Source organism: Leptothrix toolikensis (SeqCode) (assembly GCF_057922285.1).
This window is the reverse complement of the sequence record NZ_JBYSVC010000014.1, coordinates 1-17,794: the sequence shown is the minus strand read 5'-3', so window position 1 is coordinate 17,794 and position 17,794 is coordinate 1. Positions and strand designations below refer to the sequence as shown.

Sequence of the window (17,794 nt, the reverse complement as noted above, 5' to 3'; positions counted from 1 at the left end):
TTCACAGTCGGGGCTTTCGCTTGGGTTTGGGCGCGAGCAGGGTGCCGCGACAGCTTGGGGTGCCGCAGCGGCAGGCGTAGCGTTGCTTGAGGGCGGCGGTATAGCGCTCGTCGATGCTCAGGCGGTAGTCGAAGGTGAGCTCCTCGCCGGCTGCAATATCGCGCAGCGCCCGGATGTGGATGCGCCCGCCATCGTCCTCGGTCTCGCAATTGGGCGCGCAGGCGTGGTTGATCCAGCGCGAGGAGTTGCCCCGCACACCACCGTCGATCACCCGGCTATCGTCGATGTGGAAGTAGAAGGTGTGATCCGGCTGCGCAGGGTCGTGAGGATGACGGCGCAGCGCCTCAGGCCAGTCGATCACCTCCCCCGTGTATTCGATGATCCATGCGCCCGCAGGGATCGGCACAAGGGCAAAAACACCTCGGCCATGAACGCTAGAGCGGCGTACTTGGATGCGTCGGGCGCGATGGGTAGCTGGCATGCTCGGACGGCGCTCGCAACTTTGAGTAGATTGATGGGTGTGGGCATGCGCGCAAGCGCGCGCGAGGCCCGAATTCTAAAGAACAGAACATCATGAGCAAGTCTCTCGTCATCGCCGAAAAACCATCTGTCGCGCAAGATATCGTGCGCGCCCTCACGCCGGTGGTGGGTAAGTTTGAAAAACAGGCGGATCACTTCGAGAACGATCAGTGGATCGTGACCTCGGCCGTCGGTCATTTGGTCGAGATCAAGGCCCCGGAGGAGTTTGATGTCAAGCGCGGCAAGTGGAGCTTCAACCACCTGCCGGTCATCCCGCCGCACTTCGATCTGGAGCCCATCGACAAGGGCAAAGCGCGTTTGGCCGCCGTGGTCAAACTCATCAAGCGCAAGGACGTCACCAGCTTGATCAACGCCTGCGACGCGGGCCGTGAAGGTGAATTGATTTTTCGCTTGATCGTGCAGTACGCCGACGGCGGCAAAGGCAAGCTCAATAAGCCGGTGCAGCGCTTGTGGATGCAGAGCATGACGCCGCAAGCGATCCGCGACGGTTTTGGGCGGCTGCGCTCCGAAGCTGAGATGCAAGGCTTGTCGGACGCCGCGCGCAGCCGCTCGGAGGCCGATTGGCTGGTGGGCATCAACGGCACGCGTGCCATGACCGCGTTCAACTCGCGCGACGGCGGCTTCTTCCTCACCACCGTGGGCCGGGTGCAAACGCCGACGCTCTCCATCGTGGTCGAGCGCGAGGAAAAAATCCGCAAGCACGTGCCGCGTGACTACGCTGAGATCAAGGCCAGTTTTGCAGCGGCTGCGGGCGTTTATGACGCCAAGTGGTTTGATCCGAAGTTCAAGAAGGACGAGGACAGCGACCGGCGCGCCGACCGGCTCTGGGACATCACCCAAGCCCAAGCGATTGCTGACGCGGTGTGGAGCAAGACCGGCACCGTGAGTGAAGAGGCCAAGCCCAGCACCCAAGCCAGCCCGCTGCTCTACGACTTGACCACCTTGCAGCGCGAGGCCAACTCACGCTTTGGTTTCTCGGCCAAAAACACCCTGGGTTTGGCGCAGGCCCTGTATGAAAAGCACAAGGTGCTGACGTACCCCCGGACCGACGCCCGCGCGCTGCCCGAGGATTACGTTGATGTGGTCAAGCAGACCTTCGAGATGATCGCCTCCGAGGGCTCTGCTGGCCTGCTCAAGGACTTGGCGCCGCACGCTCGCAAAGCCCTGAGTGCGGGTTATGTGAAGCCGACCAAGCGCGTGTTTGATAACAGCAAGATCTCGGACCACTTCGCCATCATCCCGACCTTGCAAGCGCCCGGTGGCTTGAGCGAGCCCGAGGCCAAGCTCTATGACTTGGTGGTGAAGCGCTTCTTGGCGGTCTTCTACCCATCGGCTGAATTCATGGTCACGACCCGCATCACCAAGGTGCCGGTGGACGTGCCCGGCTTTGGCAAAGAGCAGCATTTCCAGACCAACGGCAAGGTGCTGGTCACGCCCGGCTGGCTGGCGGTCTACGGCAAAGAAGCCCAAGGCGATGACGCCAATTTGGTGGCCGTGCTGCCTGGTGAAGCGGTGATCAACGACGACATCCAAGCCTTGGCTCTGCGCACCAAGCCCCCGGCCCGTTACAACGAAGCCACGCTGCTTTCCGCCATGGAAGGCGCGGGCAAGCTCATCGACGACGAAGAACTCAAGGCGGCGATGCACGAAAAGGGCTTGGGCACACCGGCCACGCGCGCTTCGATCATCGAAGGCTTGATCGCTGAAAAGTACCTGCTGCGTGAAGGCCGTGACCTGATCGCCACCGCCAAGGCTTTCCAGCTTATGACGCTGCTGCGCGGCTTGGATGTGCAGGATCTGACCAAGCCCGAACTGACGGGACAGTGGGAAAACCAGCTCGCGCAGATGGAGCGCGGCCAGCTTAGTCGTGTTGAGTTCATGCGCGGCATTGCCGAGATGGCCGAGCGCGTGGTGCGCAAGGCCAAGGAATACGACCGCGACACGATCCCCGGGGACTACGCCACCCTCGCCACACCGTGCCCGAACTGCGGCGGCATGGTCAAAGAGAACTACCGCCGCTTTGGCTGCACGGGCAGTGACGGTGCCAGCGAAGGCTGCGGCTTCTCGATCACCAAGATCCCGGCCGGGCGCAGCTTCGAGCTGAGCGAGGCCGACGCCTTCTTGCGCGATCACCGCATCGGGCCGTTGGAGGGTTTCCGCTCCAAGGCCGGCTGGCCCTTCACGGCCGAGATCCGGTTGGTGCGTGACGACGAAATCAACAACTGGAAGCTCGAATTCGACTTTGGCGAGGATGAAAAGAAAGCCCAAGAAGAGGGCGAAGCGATTGATTTCTCGGGCGAGCAAAGTCTTGGGGCCTGCCCGAAGTGCAAGGGCCATGTCTACGCCCACGGCACCAACTACGTCTGCGAGCACGCGGTGGGCGCGCATGTCACTTGCGACTTCAAGAGCGGGGTGGTGATCCTGCAACAGCCGATTGCACCGGAGCAGATCCACAAGCTGCTCAGCACCGGCAAGACCGACGTGCTCGATGGCTTTGTCTCGAACAAGACCCGCCGAGCCTTCAAGGCTTTCTTGGTTTACGACAAGAAAGAGGGCAAGGTGGTGTTTGAGTTCGAGCCGCGTGCGGCCAAGGTGCCCGGCAAGACGGCTGCCAAGACCGTCGCCAAGAAGACTGACGACGCATGAACAAGGCCCCGGCCAAGAAGCGGCTCACCAGCCCATGCGTCAATATCTGCCGCATGGATGCCGCCACGGGCTGGTGCGAAGGGTGCTTGCGAACCCTCGACGAGATCGCCGCTTGGTCGGCCTTGGATGAGTCGGTGCGGCGGGCGATCTGCCGCACCCTGCCGGCGCGGCGGGTGGTCTGGCGCCAGCGTCTGCGTGAGGCATGAGCCGCTGGGCGGCTATTCCTGAGGCTCGGTTCAGCCAGATTTCATCCTGAGAGATGCGCTCTGAGGCCTTTCCCTTGCTTTGTGCCGCTGTCAGGATTTGGTCAGACCCTCATTCAACAGTGCAACAGTGTGCGCAAGCTTTCTTTGCGCTCAGGAGAACAACACATGGTCCGTGCCGCTGGCAGCGTTCGCAGTAGTGCCAACAAACCGATGTCGGCTGAAGAGAGAAAAGTCATTCTTGCCTCTTCGCTCGGCACGGTCTTCGAGTGGTACGACTTCTACCTCTATGGCTCTTTGGCGACCATCATCGCCAAGCAGTTCTTTACGGGGCTGGACAGCACCTCGGCGTTTATCTTTGCCCTGCTCGCTTTTGCAGCAGGCTTCATCGTCCGGCCCTTTGGTGCCTTGGTCTTTGGTCGGCTGGGCGACATGATCGGCCGCAAGTACACCTTTTTGGTGACGATCCTGATCATGGGGTTGTCCACCTTCATCGTCGGTGCGTTGCCCGGCTATGAGTCCATCGGGGTGGCCGCGCCGGTGATTCTGATCGGCTTGCGGCTGATGCAGGGCTTGGCGCTGGGCGGCGAATACGGTGGTGCGGCGACTTATGTGGCCGAGCACGCGCCGCACGGCAAGCGCGGCATGTACACCTCGTGGATCCAGACCACGGCGACGATGGGTTTGTTCCTGTCGCTCACCGTCATCTTGGGCACCCGCACCTTGATCGGTGAAGCGGCTTTCGCCGATTGGGGCTGGCGCATTCCTTTCCTGTTGTCGATCATCTTGCTGGCGGTGTCGATCTACATCCGGCTGTCGATGAACGAGTCGCCGGCCTTCAAGCGCATGAAGGAGCACGGGCGCACGTCACGCGCACCACTGTCCGAATCCTTCGGCCGCTGGAAAAACCTCAAGGTGGTGATCTTGGCGCTGCTGGGCCTGACAGCCGGCCAAGCGGTGGTTTGGTACACGGGGCAGTTCTATGCCTTGTTCTTCCTCACCCAGGCGCTCAAGGTCGATAGCTCAACGGCCAACATCTTGCTGGCTGTGGCCTTGTTGATCGGTACGCCGTTCTTTGTGGTGTTTGGAACTTGGTCGGACCGCATCGGGCGCAAGCCCATCATCATGGCCGGCTGTTTGTTGGCGGCCTTGACGTACTTCCCGCTGTTCAAGATGCTGACCCAAGCCGCTAACCCCGATCTGGCGCGGGCGCAGGCCACGAACAAGGTGGTGGTGCGGGCCAACCCGGCCGAGTGTTCCTTCCAGTTCAACCCGACCGGCACCGCTAAATTCACCAGCTCCTGCGACATCGCCAAGCAAGTCTTGGCGGCCCAATCGGTGAGCTACGACAACATCACCGCATCCGCTGGCACGGTGGCTTCGATCACCATCGGCGAGGTCGTTATCCAAAGCTATGCCGCCAAGGGGTTGGCGGCGGATGAACTTAGGGCGGCTGATACAGCCTTCAAGAAGTCGGTCAGTGACACCCTCAAGGCCGCCGGCTATCCCGCCAAGGCGGACCCGGAGAAGATGAACAAGCCGCTCATGGTCGGCATCCTGACCCTCTTGGTGCTCTACGTCACCATGGTCTATGGGCCGATTGCGGCCATGCTGGTCGAGCTGTTCCCGACCCGCATCCGCTACTCATCGCTGAGCTTGCCGTACCACATCGGCAACGGTTGGTTCGGCGGCCTGCTGCCCACCACCTCCTTCGCCATCGTGGCCCAGACCGGCAACATGTACAACGGCCTCTGGTACCCCGTGCTCATCGCCGGAGCCACCTTCGTGATCGGCACCTTGTTCATGCGCGAAACCAAGGACATCGACATCTACGCGCGTGATTGAGCCCGAGCTTGCACACCCCACCACGCGTTATGCTGCGGCCCGGATCAGTTTTCGGGTGAAGTGATGAAGATCTTGAAATGCTTGCGGGTGGCTGGGGTGGTGTTGGGGCTGGCCTTGGGGGCTGGTGGGGCGCAAGCGACGCCGACCGATATGGAGTTGCAGTTGCATGTCGCGCCGGCATCGCTCACCTCGGACCGATTGACGGCGTGGGACTGCGTGTTGCAGCGCTCCATCGGCAATGAGTTGATTCTGGGCGTGAGCTTTGGCTTGCATGAGCTGGGTTTGCGCAACGGCAGCCGCCAAGGTGCTGTGGCGGCTGCGCTGCGGCTGGCCCGGCGGTTGGACTTTGGCTCGCCCGATGTTCAGCCGTATATCGGGGTCGAGGGCGGTGGCGCGACCGCCTTGTTCGATACCGCCGGTCAAGCCGGGCTGATCGCCGGGATGAACTGGTATCCGTCGCACTCGATGTTCGGTGTGACTTTGGAGTGGTCGCTGGCGAGCAAAACTACTTCCGAGGGCGGGGTCTGGGTGCCCAACGTCTCCACCACTCAAACGGTCAACGGCTGGCGTCTGGGTCTGACGCAGCGGTATTGAGGGATAGGAAGGAAGACGACGTGAACCACCGTGTAGCGTTGATCACTGGCGCGGGCAGCGGCATTGGCCGGGCTTGTGCGCTGGCTTTGGCGGTGGATGGCTGGCAAGTGGTGTGCGCCGGTCGGCGCATGGAACGCTTGCAGGCTACCTTGGATCTGGCTGTGCCAGAAGTCGCCAAGCGCATGCTGGCGTGCGAGGTCGATGTCACCGCTGAAACCTCGGTCGAAGCGCTGTTTGCGTTTGTTCAGGTGCGCTGCGGCCGGCTGGATCTGCTGTTCAACAACGCCGGCGTTTTCACCCAAGGCGTGTCGCTGGAGGATCTGCCTTTGACGGCTTGGAAGGCGGCGGTGGACACCAATCTCACCGGGGCCTTTCTTTGCACCCGGGCGGCTTTTCGCCTGATGAAGGCTCAGCAGCCGCAAGGGGGCCGCGTCATCAACAACGGCTCGATCTCAGCCCAGACGCCGCGCCCCGGCTCTGTGGCGTACACCGCCACCAAGCACGCCATGACGGGTCTGACCAAGACCGCCGCGCTCGACGGTCGGGCTTGGGACATCGCCGTGGGTCAGATCGATATCGGCAACGCAGCGTCCGAGATCACCACCGTGATGAGTGCGGGTATCCGTCAAGCGGACGGAACACTCAAATCTGAGCCCGTGATGGACGTGCAGCACGCTGCCAACGCGGTGCTGTACATGGCCAATTTGCCGCCCGAGGCCAACGTTTTGTTCATGACCGTGATGGCCACCCAGATGCCGTTTGTCGGGCGGGGTTGAGGCCGAGATTTATTCGAGGACTTTGCCGCGAAATTCCGGCACGATCTTGGCCCACCAGTCAAAGTTGTCTTCCAAGTTCTTGCGCGTCACGCCGTAGTCGATGTTGACCGACATCTGCAACACCGGGTCACCGTCCTTATCCAAGAAGGCCTTGCCGTAGCGACGCGTGCGGTTCCACTCGTTGAGCTTGTCCAGCGTGACCTTGGTGCCGCTCCACGCGGCGTTGAACTGAATGTCGGTGCATTTCTTACCGCTCTTGCAGCCGTAGAAGTACAGCCCGTACTTGGTGCCTTCAATGCGGCCCACGATCTTGGGGTCGCCACTGCTGTCCGTATCGAGCGAGGCGTTGCCGAAGCCCTTGGCAATGTCAAAGATCTTGTCTGGATCGGCGGCGGTGATGATTTCTTGCCCACTGGCCGCAGGGGCGCTTGAGCCTGAAGCACTGCTTTGGGCGATCGCACCTTGCATCAGAGCGAGGGACGCGATGAGCGGCACGCCAAAGGTGCCACGACGTGAGAGCAGAGCCATCGAAATCTCCTAGGGTTGCAGAGGTTAGTTGGAACGTTTTTGCACAATGGTGTGCCCGATAAGTGTGCCCGATTCAAGAGCGACGTTGAAAGGATTGCACCAACATCAACTCACCGATACGTCGCACCGGCACGCTCAGCGTCTGGCGTTTTTCAGCTCCGGTGTTCTCATCAAGCACCACCGTGATGTGTGCCGTGATCATGGGCTGCTCCCGGGTCTCGTCGTCGAAGTGGTAACCCTCGGCGCCAAAACGGCCCCAGTAGTTGAGGTAGACGTGATAAAGCCCGGGCAGCGGGGCAGTCATGGAGAACATCTCCGGCCCTGCGCCATCGACGCTGTCCACGTCCAGCCCACCCCCTTGGGGCAGCACCGGATTGCCGAAAAAAGCATGGCCGCCGTCAGGCGTCAGGACGTGCAAATCAAGTTCGGCGTGCGGGTCATCCCACGCCAAGATCACGCGGATGCGGGCCTTGGTCTTGAGCGGGTCTGCTTCAAAGAACTGGATGCGCTGGCGCACACCGTCGCTGCGGACTTCGATGCTGTTGCTGCCGGGTCCAAAGGCATAGGGCCGGGCAAAACGGCCCTCTTGATCGGTCGCCAACGGCATGGCGTTGCCGTTGACCACCAAGCGCGCGGGCCCGGAACCTCTGCGGGTGGTTTTGAGCTTGTTCAGCTTGCCTTGAATGAGCGTGCGTCCACGCTGACCACCCCGGTCGATCAGATTGTTGGGGTAGGCCACTTCAACGGGTGCGTTATGCGCGTCCAAGCCACTGTGAACCCAGCCGCTGACCGGGGTGTGGATCGGGCCGTTGGCCGGCATGTCCATGGGCACGCTGCCCAACACCACCCAACCGAGGTGCCACCAGCGGCCTAAGCGATGGCGAAGAATCGGTTTCATCGTGCCTCTCCCGGGTGACCCGCTACGAGGAACGTATGCACCAACGTCAGCTCACCCGGCTTGCGCATCGGTACACGTCGCACCTGCTGCTTCTCGCGCAGGGGGCCTTCGTTGTCGATGATGGCAATTTGCGCCACGGTCAGGTCTTCGCGGGCGTCGCCTGCGCCGTAGTAGTTGACGTAAACCTGCCACAGCCCGGGGGGCGGGGCGGGGTGGGCAAAGATCTCCGGCCCGAAGCCGGTGGTGACATCGACATCCAAAGCCCCGCCGTTGGGTGCCACCCGGTTGCCGTAGAACACATGCTGGCCGTCGGGTGAGACCACGTGCAGGTCCAGATCCGTCATGTCGCTGTCCCAGCTCAGCACCACGCGCAAGCGGATGCGCGCGCGCGCGCTGTTGGCTTCAAAAAACTGCACCTGCCGCCGTTCTTGCCGCCTCTCGCCAGCAGCGGTGCTCACGCTCACGCCTTGCGAGCCGGCACCGAAGGACCACGGCCTAGCGAACTGGCCGTCGGCATGTACCTCCAGCGGTAAGGCGATGCCGTTGACCACCAAACGGGCTGGATCGCGGCGGGTGGGCGACTTGATCGCGGGCGCTTTGGCCATGTTGGTGATGTGCCCGGCGATCAAGGCGCTGGGGTTGGCACCCACCCGGTTAGCGTTGACGCTGGCGGCGGGGTAGGTCACTTCTTGAAGGAATTCGCCGGGCGTCGCTTGGGTGTAACGCCAGCCGCCGACGGGCGCGGTGATCTCCACGACAGGTTCAGTGGTTTTAGTGGTTTGGGGCGCGGCTTGGGCCGTGGCTTGAAGGCATAGGCCCAAGAGCATCAAAACGGCAAACATCATCGAGACCTCATGAATCAACCAGTTGTTGGGCCAAGCGCTCGATCAGCGCTTCGTCTTGGCCGTTGGGGTGGTGCCTGAACGCCAGATGCAGGTATTCGTGGATCAGGGTGACGCGCCCTTCGCGGCTCCACCATTCGCGCAGGTGGATGCGCAGCTGATCCGGCTCGGCAAAGGGCACACCGCGCTCCAGTTGGCAGACCTTGATCGGCGCTTGCAGCGCTTCAAAACCGCTGACTTGGCGCAAACGGCTGCGCCAGCGGGCTTGACGCTCCAGCAGCCACTGCATCGCTTCCGGGAGTTCTTGACACGATGCTGCTTGGTGCCAGCCCCTGAGGATAAGCTGTGGATAACTTGTGTGAAGGATCTCCGCCATGCCCTCACCCGAGCGGTGCGCGGCCACCGCATCCAACCAGCTCAGCACGCCGGGCGCGCCTTGATCGCGGTGATAGCGCACAGGGGTGGGGCCTTCAAGCACCAGCTCGGCGGTGAAGGCCGCCACTTGGCGCGCGGCGGCGCTGGGGGGGCGGGGGCTGACGCGCTGCGCTTGGCTGCTGTCTTCCACCCGCAGGCAGCCGCTCAGATCTTGCTCGGCGTTTTGCCGCAGCCATGTGCGGGCGACCACCGCCAAGGCGTGGGCCGCAGCGGTTTCGCGCGCATCGCCTTCGCGGTCGATCACCCGGGCGATGTAGTCCTCCAGCGGCCATTGCGCCGAGAGTTCCGGACGACCTTGGGGCATGTGGGGATCTGGATGGTGACTCAGTCGCAGCGGGTTATCCGCCCCGCCGGGCACGCTCAACTGCTGGCCGTTGACGAAGTGCAGGGTGTAGGGCGTGGGCCTGGCGGGCAGCAGACCGTCGGGCGGTGTGGGCTGGATGGCTTGCAGCGGGTAGCGGGCAAAGAGCTGCACCTGCACGCAGGGCTGAACGTGTTGGCTGGCTTCATCGGCTGCGGCATCGAGGCGTCCCGAAGGACGCCACGCTTGTGCCAGCCAGCGGGCGTGTTGCTGCAAAGCGTGCTGGCTGGTGCCGGGCGCGCCAAACCAGAAGGCGCTGCCGTCGGCCAACCACCCGGCCGCGCCGCCGATGCGCTCGCCCTTGGCATCGAACCATGACCAAGTTTTGAAGCGCGGTGAGCTGCCCAAGGCGGCCAGCAGGCTTGGGTCGCGCAGGGTGTTGGGCAGCAAGGCTTGGCGCGCGGCTTGGCGGGCGCTGTCGGGCACATGCTGCAAAGCGTCGAGCAAGCTGGCGACGGGTACAAGGGTTTCAGGGCGCAAGGCGTCGAGCTGACGCAGCCAAGACGGCACGCCTTGACCCGAGCCGTTGTCCGGCCACAACGAGGCCCAAAAGCGCGCCCAGTCTGGGGCGGTCAAGCCCAAGCGCTGTGGCTCGAAGTACGGTCCACAAGAGCGCTGGAGCGCTTGATCACGCGCCACGCTCTCGCCGGGTTCGCAGCAGTATTCGTCGTCCGCGTGCCTGGCACCGGGTTCGCAGCGGTAGGGCGGCTCATGCCCAGCTTCATGCCCAGCGGCTGCGTCGCGGGTCTGAAGCCAGCTGTAGACAAAAAGTTTCCACAGGCTGCCCAAGGGTGTGGATAACCTGTTGACATCTTGGTCATCCGACAGACCTTGACCCATCACTTGACCCAGCAGCCGTGGACCTTGGCTGGCGCTGAAGGGTGTGGTCAGGGCTGTGGACACAGGTTCCGCCCCGGTGGCTGCCAGCGAGATGCCGAGCAGCAGGGTGAGGCAGAACCCGTGGGCCAAGATCTTCACCGCACTTCAACCCGTGTCCAGCGCGTGCCGTTGCCATCGCCGCCCTCTACCGCCCGCGCTTCGGGTTCGTACATGCGGTAGAGCTGCGCCGGGGGCAGGACGTAGCTGCCGCGCTGGGCAAAGCGCAGCAAGTGCCTGAAGACCAAGGGTTTGCCGACTTGGAGGCGCTCAATCGGCACGGCGTAGCCTTGGGCGGTGTTTTGATGCACGGCGCGCTCCAAAGCGCTGGTTTTGCCGTCGCTGCCGAGCAGATCCAGGCCCCAAGTGCTGGCTTCGACCGCTGCACCCGGCGGCAGGGCGGCTTCCAACAAGGCCCAGCGTATAGGCCGCTCACGCCGCTCGGATCGCACGCGCAACTCATCCAAGTAAAGCGTGTTGGTGTCGAGTGCTGCGCCGTTGGGCATGGCCTCAAGGCGCACGCTCATCCGTCCTTGGCCTTGGCCTTGGCTTTCAGGCTGGGCTGGGGGATCTTTCTGGGCCGAGGGCAGGCTGATCACTTTGTAGAGCCGGCGCTCGATCTGCACCGGCAGCGTGGCCGCACTCGGGCTTTCGGCGCTTTCGTAGCTGATATAGGCCACCTTGGCCCCGCTGTTTGGGCTCGGTTGCAAGGTCAGCGGCAAGGGGGTGCCGGCTGGCAAGGTCCACTGCGTCTGGCCCAAGCTGCCTTGGGTGGGCACCCACGGGGCGCTCAAGGCGTTGGGTGCCACACGCAGCTCGGGGGCCGCACCGCCGCCCAAAGCTTGGTGCAGCCACATCAGGGCTTGGGCGCGATCAAAGCTGGGTTGATCGCCGCGCACTTTGGCCAGCAAGGCGTTGGCTTGGGCGCTGCCGCCTTGGCGGGCCAGCACCAGCAGGCTTTGGACCAGCGGTGAGGGCACTTCGTTGAGGCGTGCCATGGCAGCGTTGGCTTGGGCACGCAGGGCCGCGTCCGGTGCTTGGCCGGGGCGCTGGCTCGTATCCATCACCGCCAGCACCCACGCCATGTCAAGGGCTTGGGTCGAGGATGGGCTCTCATCGCTGAACACCAAGCTGTGGATGCCAAGCGGCGCCGGCGTGGCCTCGCCCTTGGCGTGGGCTTTTTGTATGGTTTGTCGCTTGGTCAGGTCATCGAGCAGCGCGGCCGAGAGCGAGCTCACCGGCAAGCCCATGGCCCGCATCCAGTGCAGCATCAACGCGCGTTGCAGCGGCGGCGCGCTCGCTCCGCCCTTGGCGTAGACCGTCAACAGGCGTTGCCAGTGCTCGGCGGGCAGGCTCAAACGCAGGGCTTGGCTGGCGCGCCAGTCGGCGTAGTAGGCGTAGGTGGTGAGGAAAGCGTCCTCCGGCATGCCCCGGCCCCACCAGCCAAAACGCGCCTCAGGCCCGGCCATCTGCGCCAAGGCGAGTCGGGCGGTGGCGAGTCGCTGCGTGAGCATCGGGGCCAAGCTCATCTGCGCCGGGCTGAGCGAGCTGAGCGCCAGCGCGAGCGGCAGCATACGGCTGGCGGTTTGTTCGACGCAGCCATACGGAAACTCCACCAGCTCATCGATCCAGCGATTGAAGGCCGCAGCGGCCGGATCGCTGGCCAGCGTGACGCGGATGCGTTGCGGATCGGCGGCCAGCGAGAGCGTGCCCGGGCCGCCGTTGCTGAGGTCAAGGATGCGTTCGCGCGCTGCCATGCGCGCCACGGGCAGGCGGCGCAGCTTGCGTTGCAGGCTGTCCACCAGCACGCCGTTGCGCTTCAGGCTGAGCGTGAGGAGCTGGGTGCCGACTTGGTCGGCGCTCAAGGGCAGGGTGACGAAGTTCGGGCCGGGTTGGAGCTTGAGCGTTTCGCTGCGGCTCAAGCCTTCGACACCACTGATGCCACTGGAACCGCTGACGCTCCACGTCACCTCAGCCTCTTGGGGCAACTGGTTGAACAGGGCCACGCTCGCTTGGGCTTTGTCCCCCACGCGCTGCCAGTCGGGGCTGGTCCATGTGACGAAGAAGTCCTTGTGGCTTTGCACCCACGCGGTTTGCTGGCCGACGTGGCCCCCGGGCTCCATCGCCCGGCCGGTGATGCGCCAGCGGGTCAAGGCGTCGGGCATGCGAAAGCTTAGGCGGGCGCGGCCGTTGGCGTCGGTGTGCAGGCGTGGCACCCAAGCGGCGGTGTCCACCTCGTCGCGGCGCGGGCGCTCCAGCACTTTCAAGGCGCGTTCTTGCACGGCGCGGCGTTTGGGCACTTGGCCCAGCGCCCGGGTGGCCAAGTCGTAGCCGATGAAGGACAGCGAGGCTTGGGTGCGCACGTTGTTGCGCCGCAGGTGATTGAAAAAGTCCTCGATGCTCGGGGCGATCTCGGGCTGGAGGACGTAGATCATTTCATCGACCACGCTCACCGCCACATCGGCCGACACCGGCTGGCCGCCCAGCGTGGTGCTGACGTCGATGTTGACCAGCTCGCCCGGGGCGTAGCGCGGGCGTTCGGGCTTGAAGTCGATGGCGATGCGCGGTTGCTGCACCCGCAGGCCTTGGTTCTCGAACACCATCTCGCCGTGGCGCACATAGGCCACCGAGAAGGTGATGTTGGGCTGCATCGCCTCACTGACCTTGATGCGCACTTTCCATTGCGCAGGGCCCAGCCGCTCAGCGCGCAAGCCTTCGCCGCCTTGGGCCAGCAGCGCAGCGGCTTCCACCTTGTCGCGCTCCAGGCTCAGCAAGGCGTGCTCGACGGGCTCTGGAAAGCTCACCAGCGCCTCAGCGGTGTCGCCGGCGCGGTAGCTCGGACGGTCAAAGACGATCGACATGCCGCCTGCGGGCGCTTTGAGCCCGTCGCCGCTGACCCAATGCGACGTGGCCGCCACGATGCGGCCGCGCTCATCGCGCAGCGTCACGCTGTACGAGCCGGGTTGTTCGAAACGCAAACCGAGTTGCTGCGCCTGTTGGGCTGGGTCATCGAGGCTGCCTTCGGCATGGCTGCGGTCTTCTAGGCGCACCCATGACCAGCGCGCGGGCGGGTTGGCGGGGGCGATGCCTTGACGACTCGGCTGCCACGTGAACGTCACGCGCTCACGCGGATTCGAGAACTGCCGCTCGGCCCCGAGGTGCCAAGCGTTGGCCCCGCGCTCGATCAAGATCTCGCGCGTGCCACGCACCCGGTAGGCCGCGCCGTCGGTGGCCAGCACCGAGAGGATGTAGCGGCTGGGCTGCTCGGCGGCGGGCAGGCTGTAGGGCGCAAAGCCTTGCTTGTCGGTGAGCAGTTCTTCTTGGGCCACCTTGAGCGGGAACGCGCCGCTGTCGCCCAACTCGCCTTCGATCATGCTCAAGCCTTGAGCGCGGGCACTCAAGCTGAGGCGCGCGCCGCTCACGGGCTTGCCGTCGGGGTAGGTGAGCCGCAGGCGGCCGCTCACCGCTTGGCCGGTGGCGAGGTCGGCTTGGTCGGGCAACCAACTGATCTCGAAATGCGGTTTTTGATACTCGGCCACGCGAAAGGCGGCGGCGTAGACTGCGTCGCGCAAGCTCAGGCGCAGCTCGTAGCCGCCCGCCACGGCGTTGTCGGGTAGCCGGAACGCCCCGTCAGCCCCTGAGCCGGTGGGACCGCCAAAAAACGCCAGCTTGCGTGTCGCTACCACTTGGCCCGCCGGGTCGAGCGCTTGCAAGGCGATCTCGCCGTCGGCCAGTGCCACCGAATCACGCGCATTTTTGAATTCGCGCCCACTCACCTTGATCTTCACCTCGTCGCCGGGCCGATAGAGCGGCCGGTCGGTGACGGTGTAGAGCTTGGTGGCGTGGATCTCGCTGTCTTCGTAGAAGTTCTCCGAGATGAACACCCCGCCCTTGGGGTCGAGACCGAAGACGTAGCTTTGCTCGGGCGCGCGGTGATCCAAGCGCAGCAGGCCCCGGGTGTCGGTGCGTCCGCTGGCCAAAGTGCCCACGCCGTCGCTCCACACCACCTGCGTGCTGGCCACGGCTGTGCCGTCTTGGCGCTGCACGCTCCAGACCAGCATTTGCGCGCTGGAGATCTTGTTCACCGCCACCGTGTCGCTGATGAACAGCAAGGTGGTGGCGCGATGCCGTCCGGTGCTGGCTTCGACCAGATAAAGGCCGGGGTCGAGGCGCTTGAGCGGGATGTGGACATTGCCTTCGTTGGGGCGGATGAAGTCGCTGCTGCTGCCTTCGAGCTTCACGCCCTTGGGGGGCGCGATCGGTTGGGCGTATTGCACGGGGTAGCGAAAGCGCTCCACCAGCGGCAGGCCCGGGATCGGCCGAAAGGCGATGGGCTCTTCAAAGGTGGAGGGGTGATCGAGCGCCGGCGGTGTTTTGAGCTGCGGCACTTCTTGCGTCACCGTGTGGCGGGCGTTGCTGGAGAAAAGGCCGCGCCACGCCATGCGCGACTTCACCACCCAGCTGTCCCACAGATGCGTCAGGGTGTTGGGCAGGCCTTCGACACTGGGGCGGGCCGGCACCTGCACACGGTGCAAATTGCGCTGCTTGCCCAAGAAGTCGAGCGGCTCTTGGATGCGGTAGACCCGCATATCGACCCCGCCCACGTTGTCGAGCATCCACGGCGCGTTCAGCTCCAAGCGCACACGCGGGCTTTCGTCGCTGCCGTAGGTGGCGTCCGAGAGCAAAAAGAACGGCTCGCCCACCAGCACCTGGTGGTCGTTTTGCGCCAGCGGCGGCTCTTCTTTGGCGTGAACGGTCGCAGCGAGCGCCAGCACGCTGAGCAGCATGAGCCGCACAAGAGCCAGCAGTCGATGCATCACGTGGGCGTGGAGGCCGTGGAGTGTCGAGGAGGAAGTCATCGTCGTGATCACGCCATGAAGGCCAGCCTGAAAAGGCCGACAAAATTCGGGTTGCTGTCTTCGGGCCGCCAGCGGGTGTCGCTCCATTGGCGCAGTTGCGCCACGCGTACCGCCCGTAAACCGTTATCGCCGTGATCACCGTGACCGCTGTGGTCCGAGCTGCCGTTGTGATACGCCACATAAGGCCCCAGCCAGAGCATCAGGTGCTGCTCGTCGCCCAGATCAAAAAACAGCAGATCGGCCACTTGGGCTTGATGGAAGGTGCGGCTCACAAAGCGTGTGTTGGCCTGCACCAGCTCCAGCGCGCTGACAAAAGCGCCGCGCGTGCCGTCCGCTCGCTGCCAGCGTTGGCGCAGGGCCTTGGCTTGGGTCGCATCGGGTTCCGGCGGCAGGGGCCGGCTGAGCAGCCCCATCGACTTGCGCCAGGGCAAGTCGTGCTCGCGCAGGCTCTCGGCCACCGCAAAACGCACCAAGCCGGCGCAATCGCGGTGCGTCCAGCGCGGGCTTGGGCCTTGCTCCAGCTGGGCATGCACCAGCACGCTGATCCAGTCGCGCACGATCCGGCTTTGGGTGCTGTCTAAGCGTGGGGTTGGGGCGGTGCTTGGAGCCGTGTTGTGAGCGGCGTTTTGGGCGGAGGCTGTTCCCAGCGCCGCCAGCCATCCCAGCACGATGCGGCGGTTCATCGCTCCACCTCGGCTGGGGGCAAGGCTTGCCAGTCGAGCGCGGTCCAGCCTTGGGCGTCGGGGGCTCCGTGCAGCACGGCTTGGACGGGCGGCAAGCGGCCAAAGGCATTCAAGCGCGGGAAGAGCTGGGTTTCGGCCGCTTGCTGGAAACCGCTTTGGCGCGGCGTCATCACCTTCAGTGCTTCGTGATGCAGCAGCTCCGCCACGTTGACCGGCGTGACCACCGCCAGCGTGGCGCGCTGGCTGGCGGGGTCGCGGTTGAGGGTGTCGGCCACGCTGGGGTAGCGCCGAGCTAAGGTGTCGGCCGCGCGAGCCACCAAGCTGGCGTCGGGCGAAAAGAGCCACCATTCGCCCACGCGGCGCAGGCTGACGCGGTAATGCGCGGGGTCGGCGCTGACGCGCAGCGGCCCGTAAGGGGCGTGGATGCGGCCGCTGCCTTCTTGTTCATCCCAATCGGCCCCTTTGGGCAACCACCACTGCATCAGGCTTTGGAGCGTGGCGGCGTCGGGCGCGGGCCCTTCGGCGTGGGCGATCAGCAAGGGCGTGTGCAGGTGTGAAAGCGCGTACCAGCAGATCGCGGCCGTGCCGTCCAAGCTGCCGACCACCCGTGCCAAGCTGGGCGCGGCGTTGCCGGTGCGGCGCGGGTCGGTCAGCACGCTGCGGGTGCGCGCCCAGTCCACCGGCAACGCCGCGCAGGCGGCTGGGTCGGCGGGCAGGGCGGACCACGGCACGCCAGCAGCAGTGATGGCCGCGTTGGCCGTGTTGGCCGGGTTGGTGGGTGCGGCGGTGGGGCCTTGCTTGATCCAACTGTTCAGCGCCGTCCCGCCCGCCGTCACCTCGACCTTGAGCGCTTGCAGCGCCGGGAAGAAGGCTTGGTAGTTGAAGCTCAGCATCGGTCCGCGCAGCACCCCTTGGTGCGCCGTGTTGGATGGCATGAGCCCAAGCGGCTCGCGCCATACGCCTTGGCGGCGCTCATCGCCAGAGAGCAAGGCGCTCAGCACCTCGGCGGCGTTGCCATCGACTGTGCGGTCGCTTTTGAACAGCAAACCGGGGTCGGAGAACACCACCACGCGCTCGCCCACGCTGGCGATCGCCAAGGTGCGCCGGGCCGAGAGTTGCAGGGCGAGCACCGGCACGGTGCTTGCGGCATCCAGCGGCACCTCAGCAATCAAACTCAGTTGCCGATCATGGGCCGCCAAGGGGGCCAAGCTTTGCAGCGCAGTCGCCACGCTGCTGCGGCTCATGACCATCGCCCAGTGACGCGCCGCGCCCCGGTCGTCGGGCCAAAACGCCACCTCGGCGCGGCCGCCAAGGGCCAGCTCGACCAAGTTATCGGCCAAGCGCAACTCATGTTCAAAAGCCAAGCGCTTGAGCGCACCCACCAAGCTGATGCGGTCGTCGTGCTCTTCGTAATAGAAAACGAACTCTTCGTTCAGCAGCTCACGCAGCACCGGCGCTTTGACCAGATCGCGCGACAGCCCGACCAGCGACGGCGTGACGATCAAGCCCTGCGGCTCGCGCACATTCACTCCCAGCGTGTTGATCGAGCCTTCAAACCGCGCCCATCCCAAGCGCGACCACCCGAACAGCCCCAAAAGCCCCACCAGCAACAGGACGATCATCCCGATGATCCCGCTCACCCCTACCGTCTTCCCGCGTGCCATCTGCGCATCCCCTTCACCGCTGCGATGCGGCAGGCGGATCATAT

Annotated in this window: 13 protein-coding genes; 5 read left to right on the top strand and 8 right to left on the bottom strand. The window is 64.5% G+C overall.

What is annotated here, in order from left to right:
• Position 1: 1 nt before the first annotated feature.
• Entirely contained in the window at positions 2 to 481 is a 480-nt protein-coding gene (locus tag AC3VI7_RS03870; protein WP_489669277.1) for an SET domain-containing protein, read from the bottom strand.
• Between the two features lie 92 nt (positions 482 to 573).
• Between AC3VI7_RS03870 and AC3VI7_RS03865 the strand changes: the two genes are divergently transcribed.
• From AC3VI7_RS03865 to AC3VI7_RS03845, 5 genes are all read left to right on the top strand, one after another.
• Positions 574 to 3,186, top strand: a complete 2,613-nt coding sequence (locus AC3VI7_RS03865) for a DNA topoisomerase III (RefSeq protein WP_489669260.1) — start codon at positions 574 to 576, stop codon at positions 3,184 to 3,186.
• Entirely contained in the window at positions 3,183 to 3,392 is a 210-nt protein-coding gene (locus tag AC3VI7_RS03860; RefSeq protein ID WP_489669259.1) for a DUF1289 domain-containing protein, read from the top strand. Before AC3VI7_RS03865 ends, AC3VI7_RS03860 begins: the two co-directional genes overlap by 4 nt.
• A gap of 165 nt (positions 3,393 to 3,557) precedes the next feature.
• Positions 3,558 to 5,234 carry an MFS transporter gene (locus AC3VI7_RS03855; RefSeq protein ID WP_489669258.1) on the top strand — a complete coding sequence of 559 codons (1,677 nt, stop codon included), beginning with the start codon at positions 3,558 to 3,560 and terminating at the stop codon, positions 5,232 to 5,234.
• A gap of 63 nt (positions 5,235 to 5,297) precedes the next feature.
• Positions 5,298 to 5,828, top strand: a complete 531-nt coding sequence (locus AC3VI7_RS03850; RefSeq protein ID WP_489669257.1) for a hypothetical protein — start codon at positions 5,298 to 5,300, stop codon at positions 5,826 to 5,828.
• A 20-nt stretch (positions 5,829 to 5,848) separates the two neighbouring features.
• Entirely contained in the window at positions 5,849 to 6,604 is a 756-nt protein-coding gene (locus AC3VI7_RS03845; RefSeq protein ID WP_489669256.1) for an SDR family oxidoreductase, read from the top strand.
• A gap of 9 nt (positions 6,605 to 6,613) precedes the next feature.
• Here the strand turns inward: AC3VI7_RS03845 and AC3VI7_RS03840 are convergent, their stop codons facing one another.
• The 7 genes from AC3VI7_RS03840 to AC3VI7_RS03810 form a co-directional block, all read right to left on the bottom strand.
• Positions 6,614 to 7,132, bottom strand: coding sequence for a YbjN domain-containing protein (locus AC3VI7_RS03840; protein ID WP_489669255.1), 519 nt, complete (start codon positions 7,130 to 7,132; stop codon positions 6,614 to 6,616).
• Between the two features lie 73 nt (positions 7,133 to 7,205).
• Positions 7,206 to 8,030 carry a YfaP family protein gene (locus AC3VI7_RS03835; protein ID WP_489669254.1) on the bottom strand — a complete coding sequence of 275 codons (825 nt, stop codon included), beginning with the start codon at positions 8,028 to 8,030 and terminating at the stop codon, positions 7,206 to 7,208.
• Positions 8,027 to 8,875: a YfaP family protein gene (locus AC3VI7_RS03830; protein ID WP_489669253.1), complete on the bottom strand. Its 849-nt coding sequence runs from the start codon at positions 8,873 to 8,875 to the stop codon at positions 8,027 to 8,029. Before AC3VI7_RS03830 ends, AC3VI7_RS03835 begins: the two co-directional genes overlap by 4 nt.
• Before the next feature lie 7 nt (positions 8,876 to 8,882).
• On the bottom strand, positions 8,883 to 10,637 hold the full coding sequence (locus AC3VI7_RS03825; protein WP_489669252.1) for a DUF2300 domain-containing protein: 1,755 nt from the start codon (positions 10,635 to 10,637) through the stop codon (positions 8,883 to 8,885).
• 5 nt (positions 10,638 to 10,642) lie between these two features.
• On the bottom strand, positions 10,643 to 15,403 hold the full coding sequence (locus AC3VI7_RS03820; RefSeq protein WP_489669251.1) for an MG2 domain-containing protein: 4,761 nt from the start codon (positions 15,401 to 15,403) through the stop codon (positions 10,643 to 10,645).
• Positions 15,404 to 15,411: 8 nt separating this feature from the next.
• A complete protein-coding gene (locus tag AC3VI7_RS03815; RefSeq protein ID WP_489669250.1) occupies positions 15,412 to 16,086 on the bottom strand; it encodes a DUF1175 family protein in 675 nt (224 codons plus the stop codon).
• The coding region (locus AC3VI7_RS03810) for a DUF2138 family protein (RefSeq protein WP_489671396.1) at positions 16,083 to 17,794 on the bottom strand (1,712 nt) is incomplete at its 5' end. The genes AC3VI7_RS03810 and AC3VI7_RS03815, both read right to left, overlap by 4 nt.

Coding starts and splice junctions, on each gene's coding strand:
- AC3VI7_RS03840 (WP_489669255.1), bottom strand. CDS start 7,132: ATGGCTCTGCTCTCACGTCGTGGCACCTTTGGCGTGCCGCTCATCGCG.
- AC3VI7_RS03850 (WP_489669257.1), top strand. CDS start 5,298: ATGAAGATCTTGAAATGCTTGCGGGTGGCTGGGGTGGTGTTGGGGCTG.
- AC3VI7_RS03870 (WP_489669277.1), bottom strand. CDS start 481: ATGCCAGCTACCCATCGCGCCCGACGCATCCAAGTACGCCGCTCTAGC.
- AC3VI7_RS03835 (WP_489669254.1), bottom strand. CDS start 8,030: ATGAAACCGATTCTTCGCCATCGCTTAGGCCGCTGGTGGCACCTCGGT.
- AC3VI7_RS03855 (WP_489669258.1), top strand. CDS start 3,558: ATGGTCCGTGCCGCTGGCAGCGTTCGCAGTAGTGCCAACAAACCGATG.
- AC3VI7_RS03820 (WP_489669251.1), bottom strand. CDS start 15,403: ATGACTTCCTCCTCGACACTCCACGGCCTCCACGCCCACGTGATGCAT.
- AC3VI7_RS03865 (WP_489669260.1), top strand. CDS start 574: ATGAGCAAGTCTCTCGTCATCGCCGAAAAACCATCTGTCGCGCAAGAT.
- AC3VI7_RS03830 (WP_489669253.1), bottom strand. CDS start 8,875: ATGATGTTTGCCGTTTTGATGCTCTTGGGCCTATGCCTTCAAGCCACG.
- AC3VI7_RS03815 (WP_489669250.1), bottom strand. CDS start 16,086: ATGAACCGCCGCATCGTGCTGGGATGGCTGGCGGCGCTGGGAACAGCC.
- AC3VI7_RS03860 (WP_489669259.1), top strand. CDS start 3,183: ATGAACAAGGCCCCGGCCAAGAAGCGGCTCACCAGCCCATGCGTCAAT.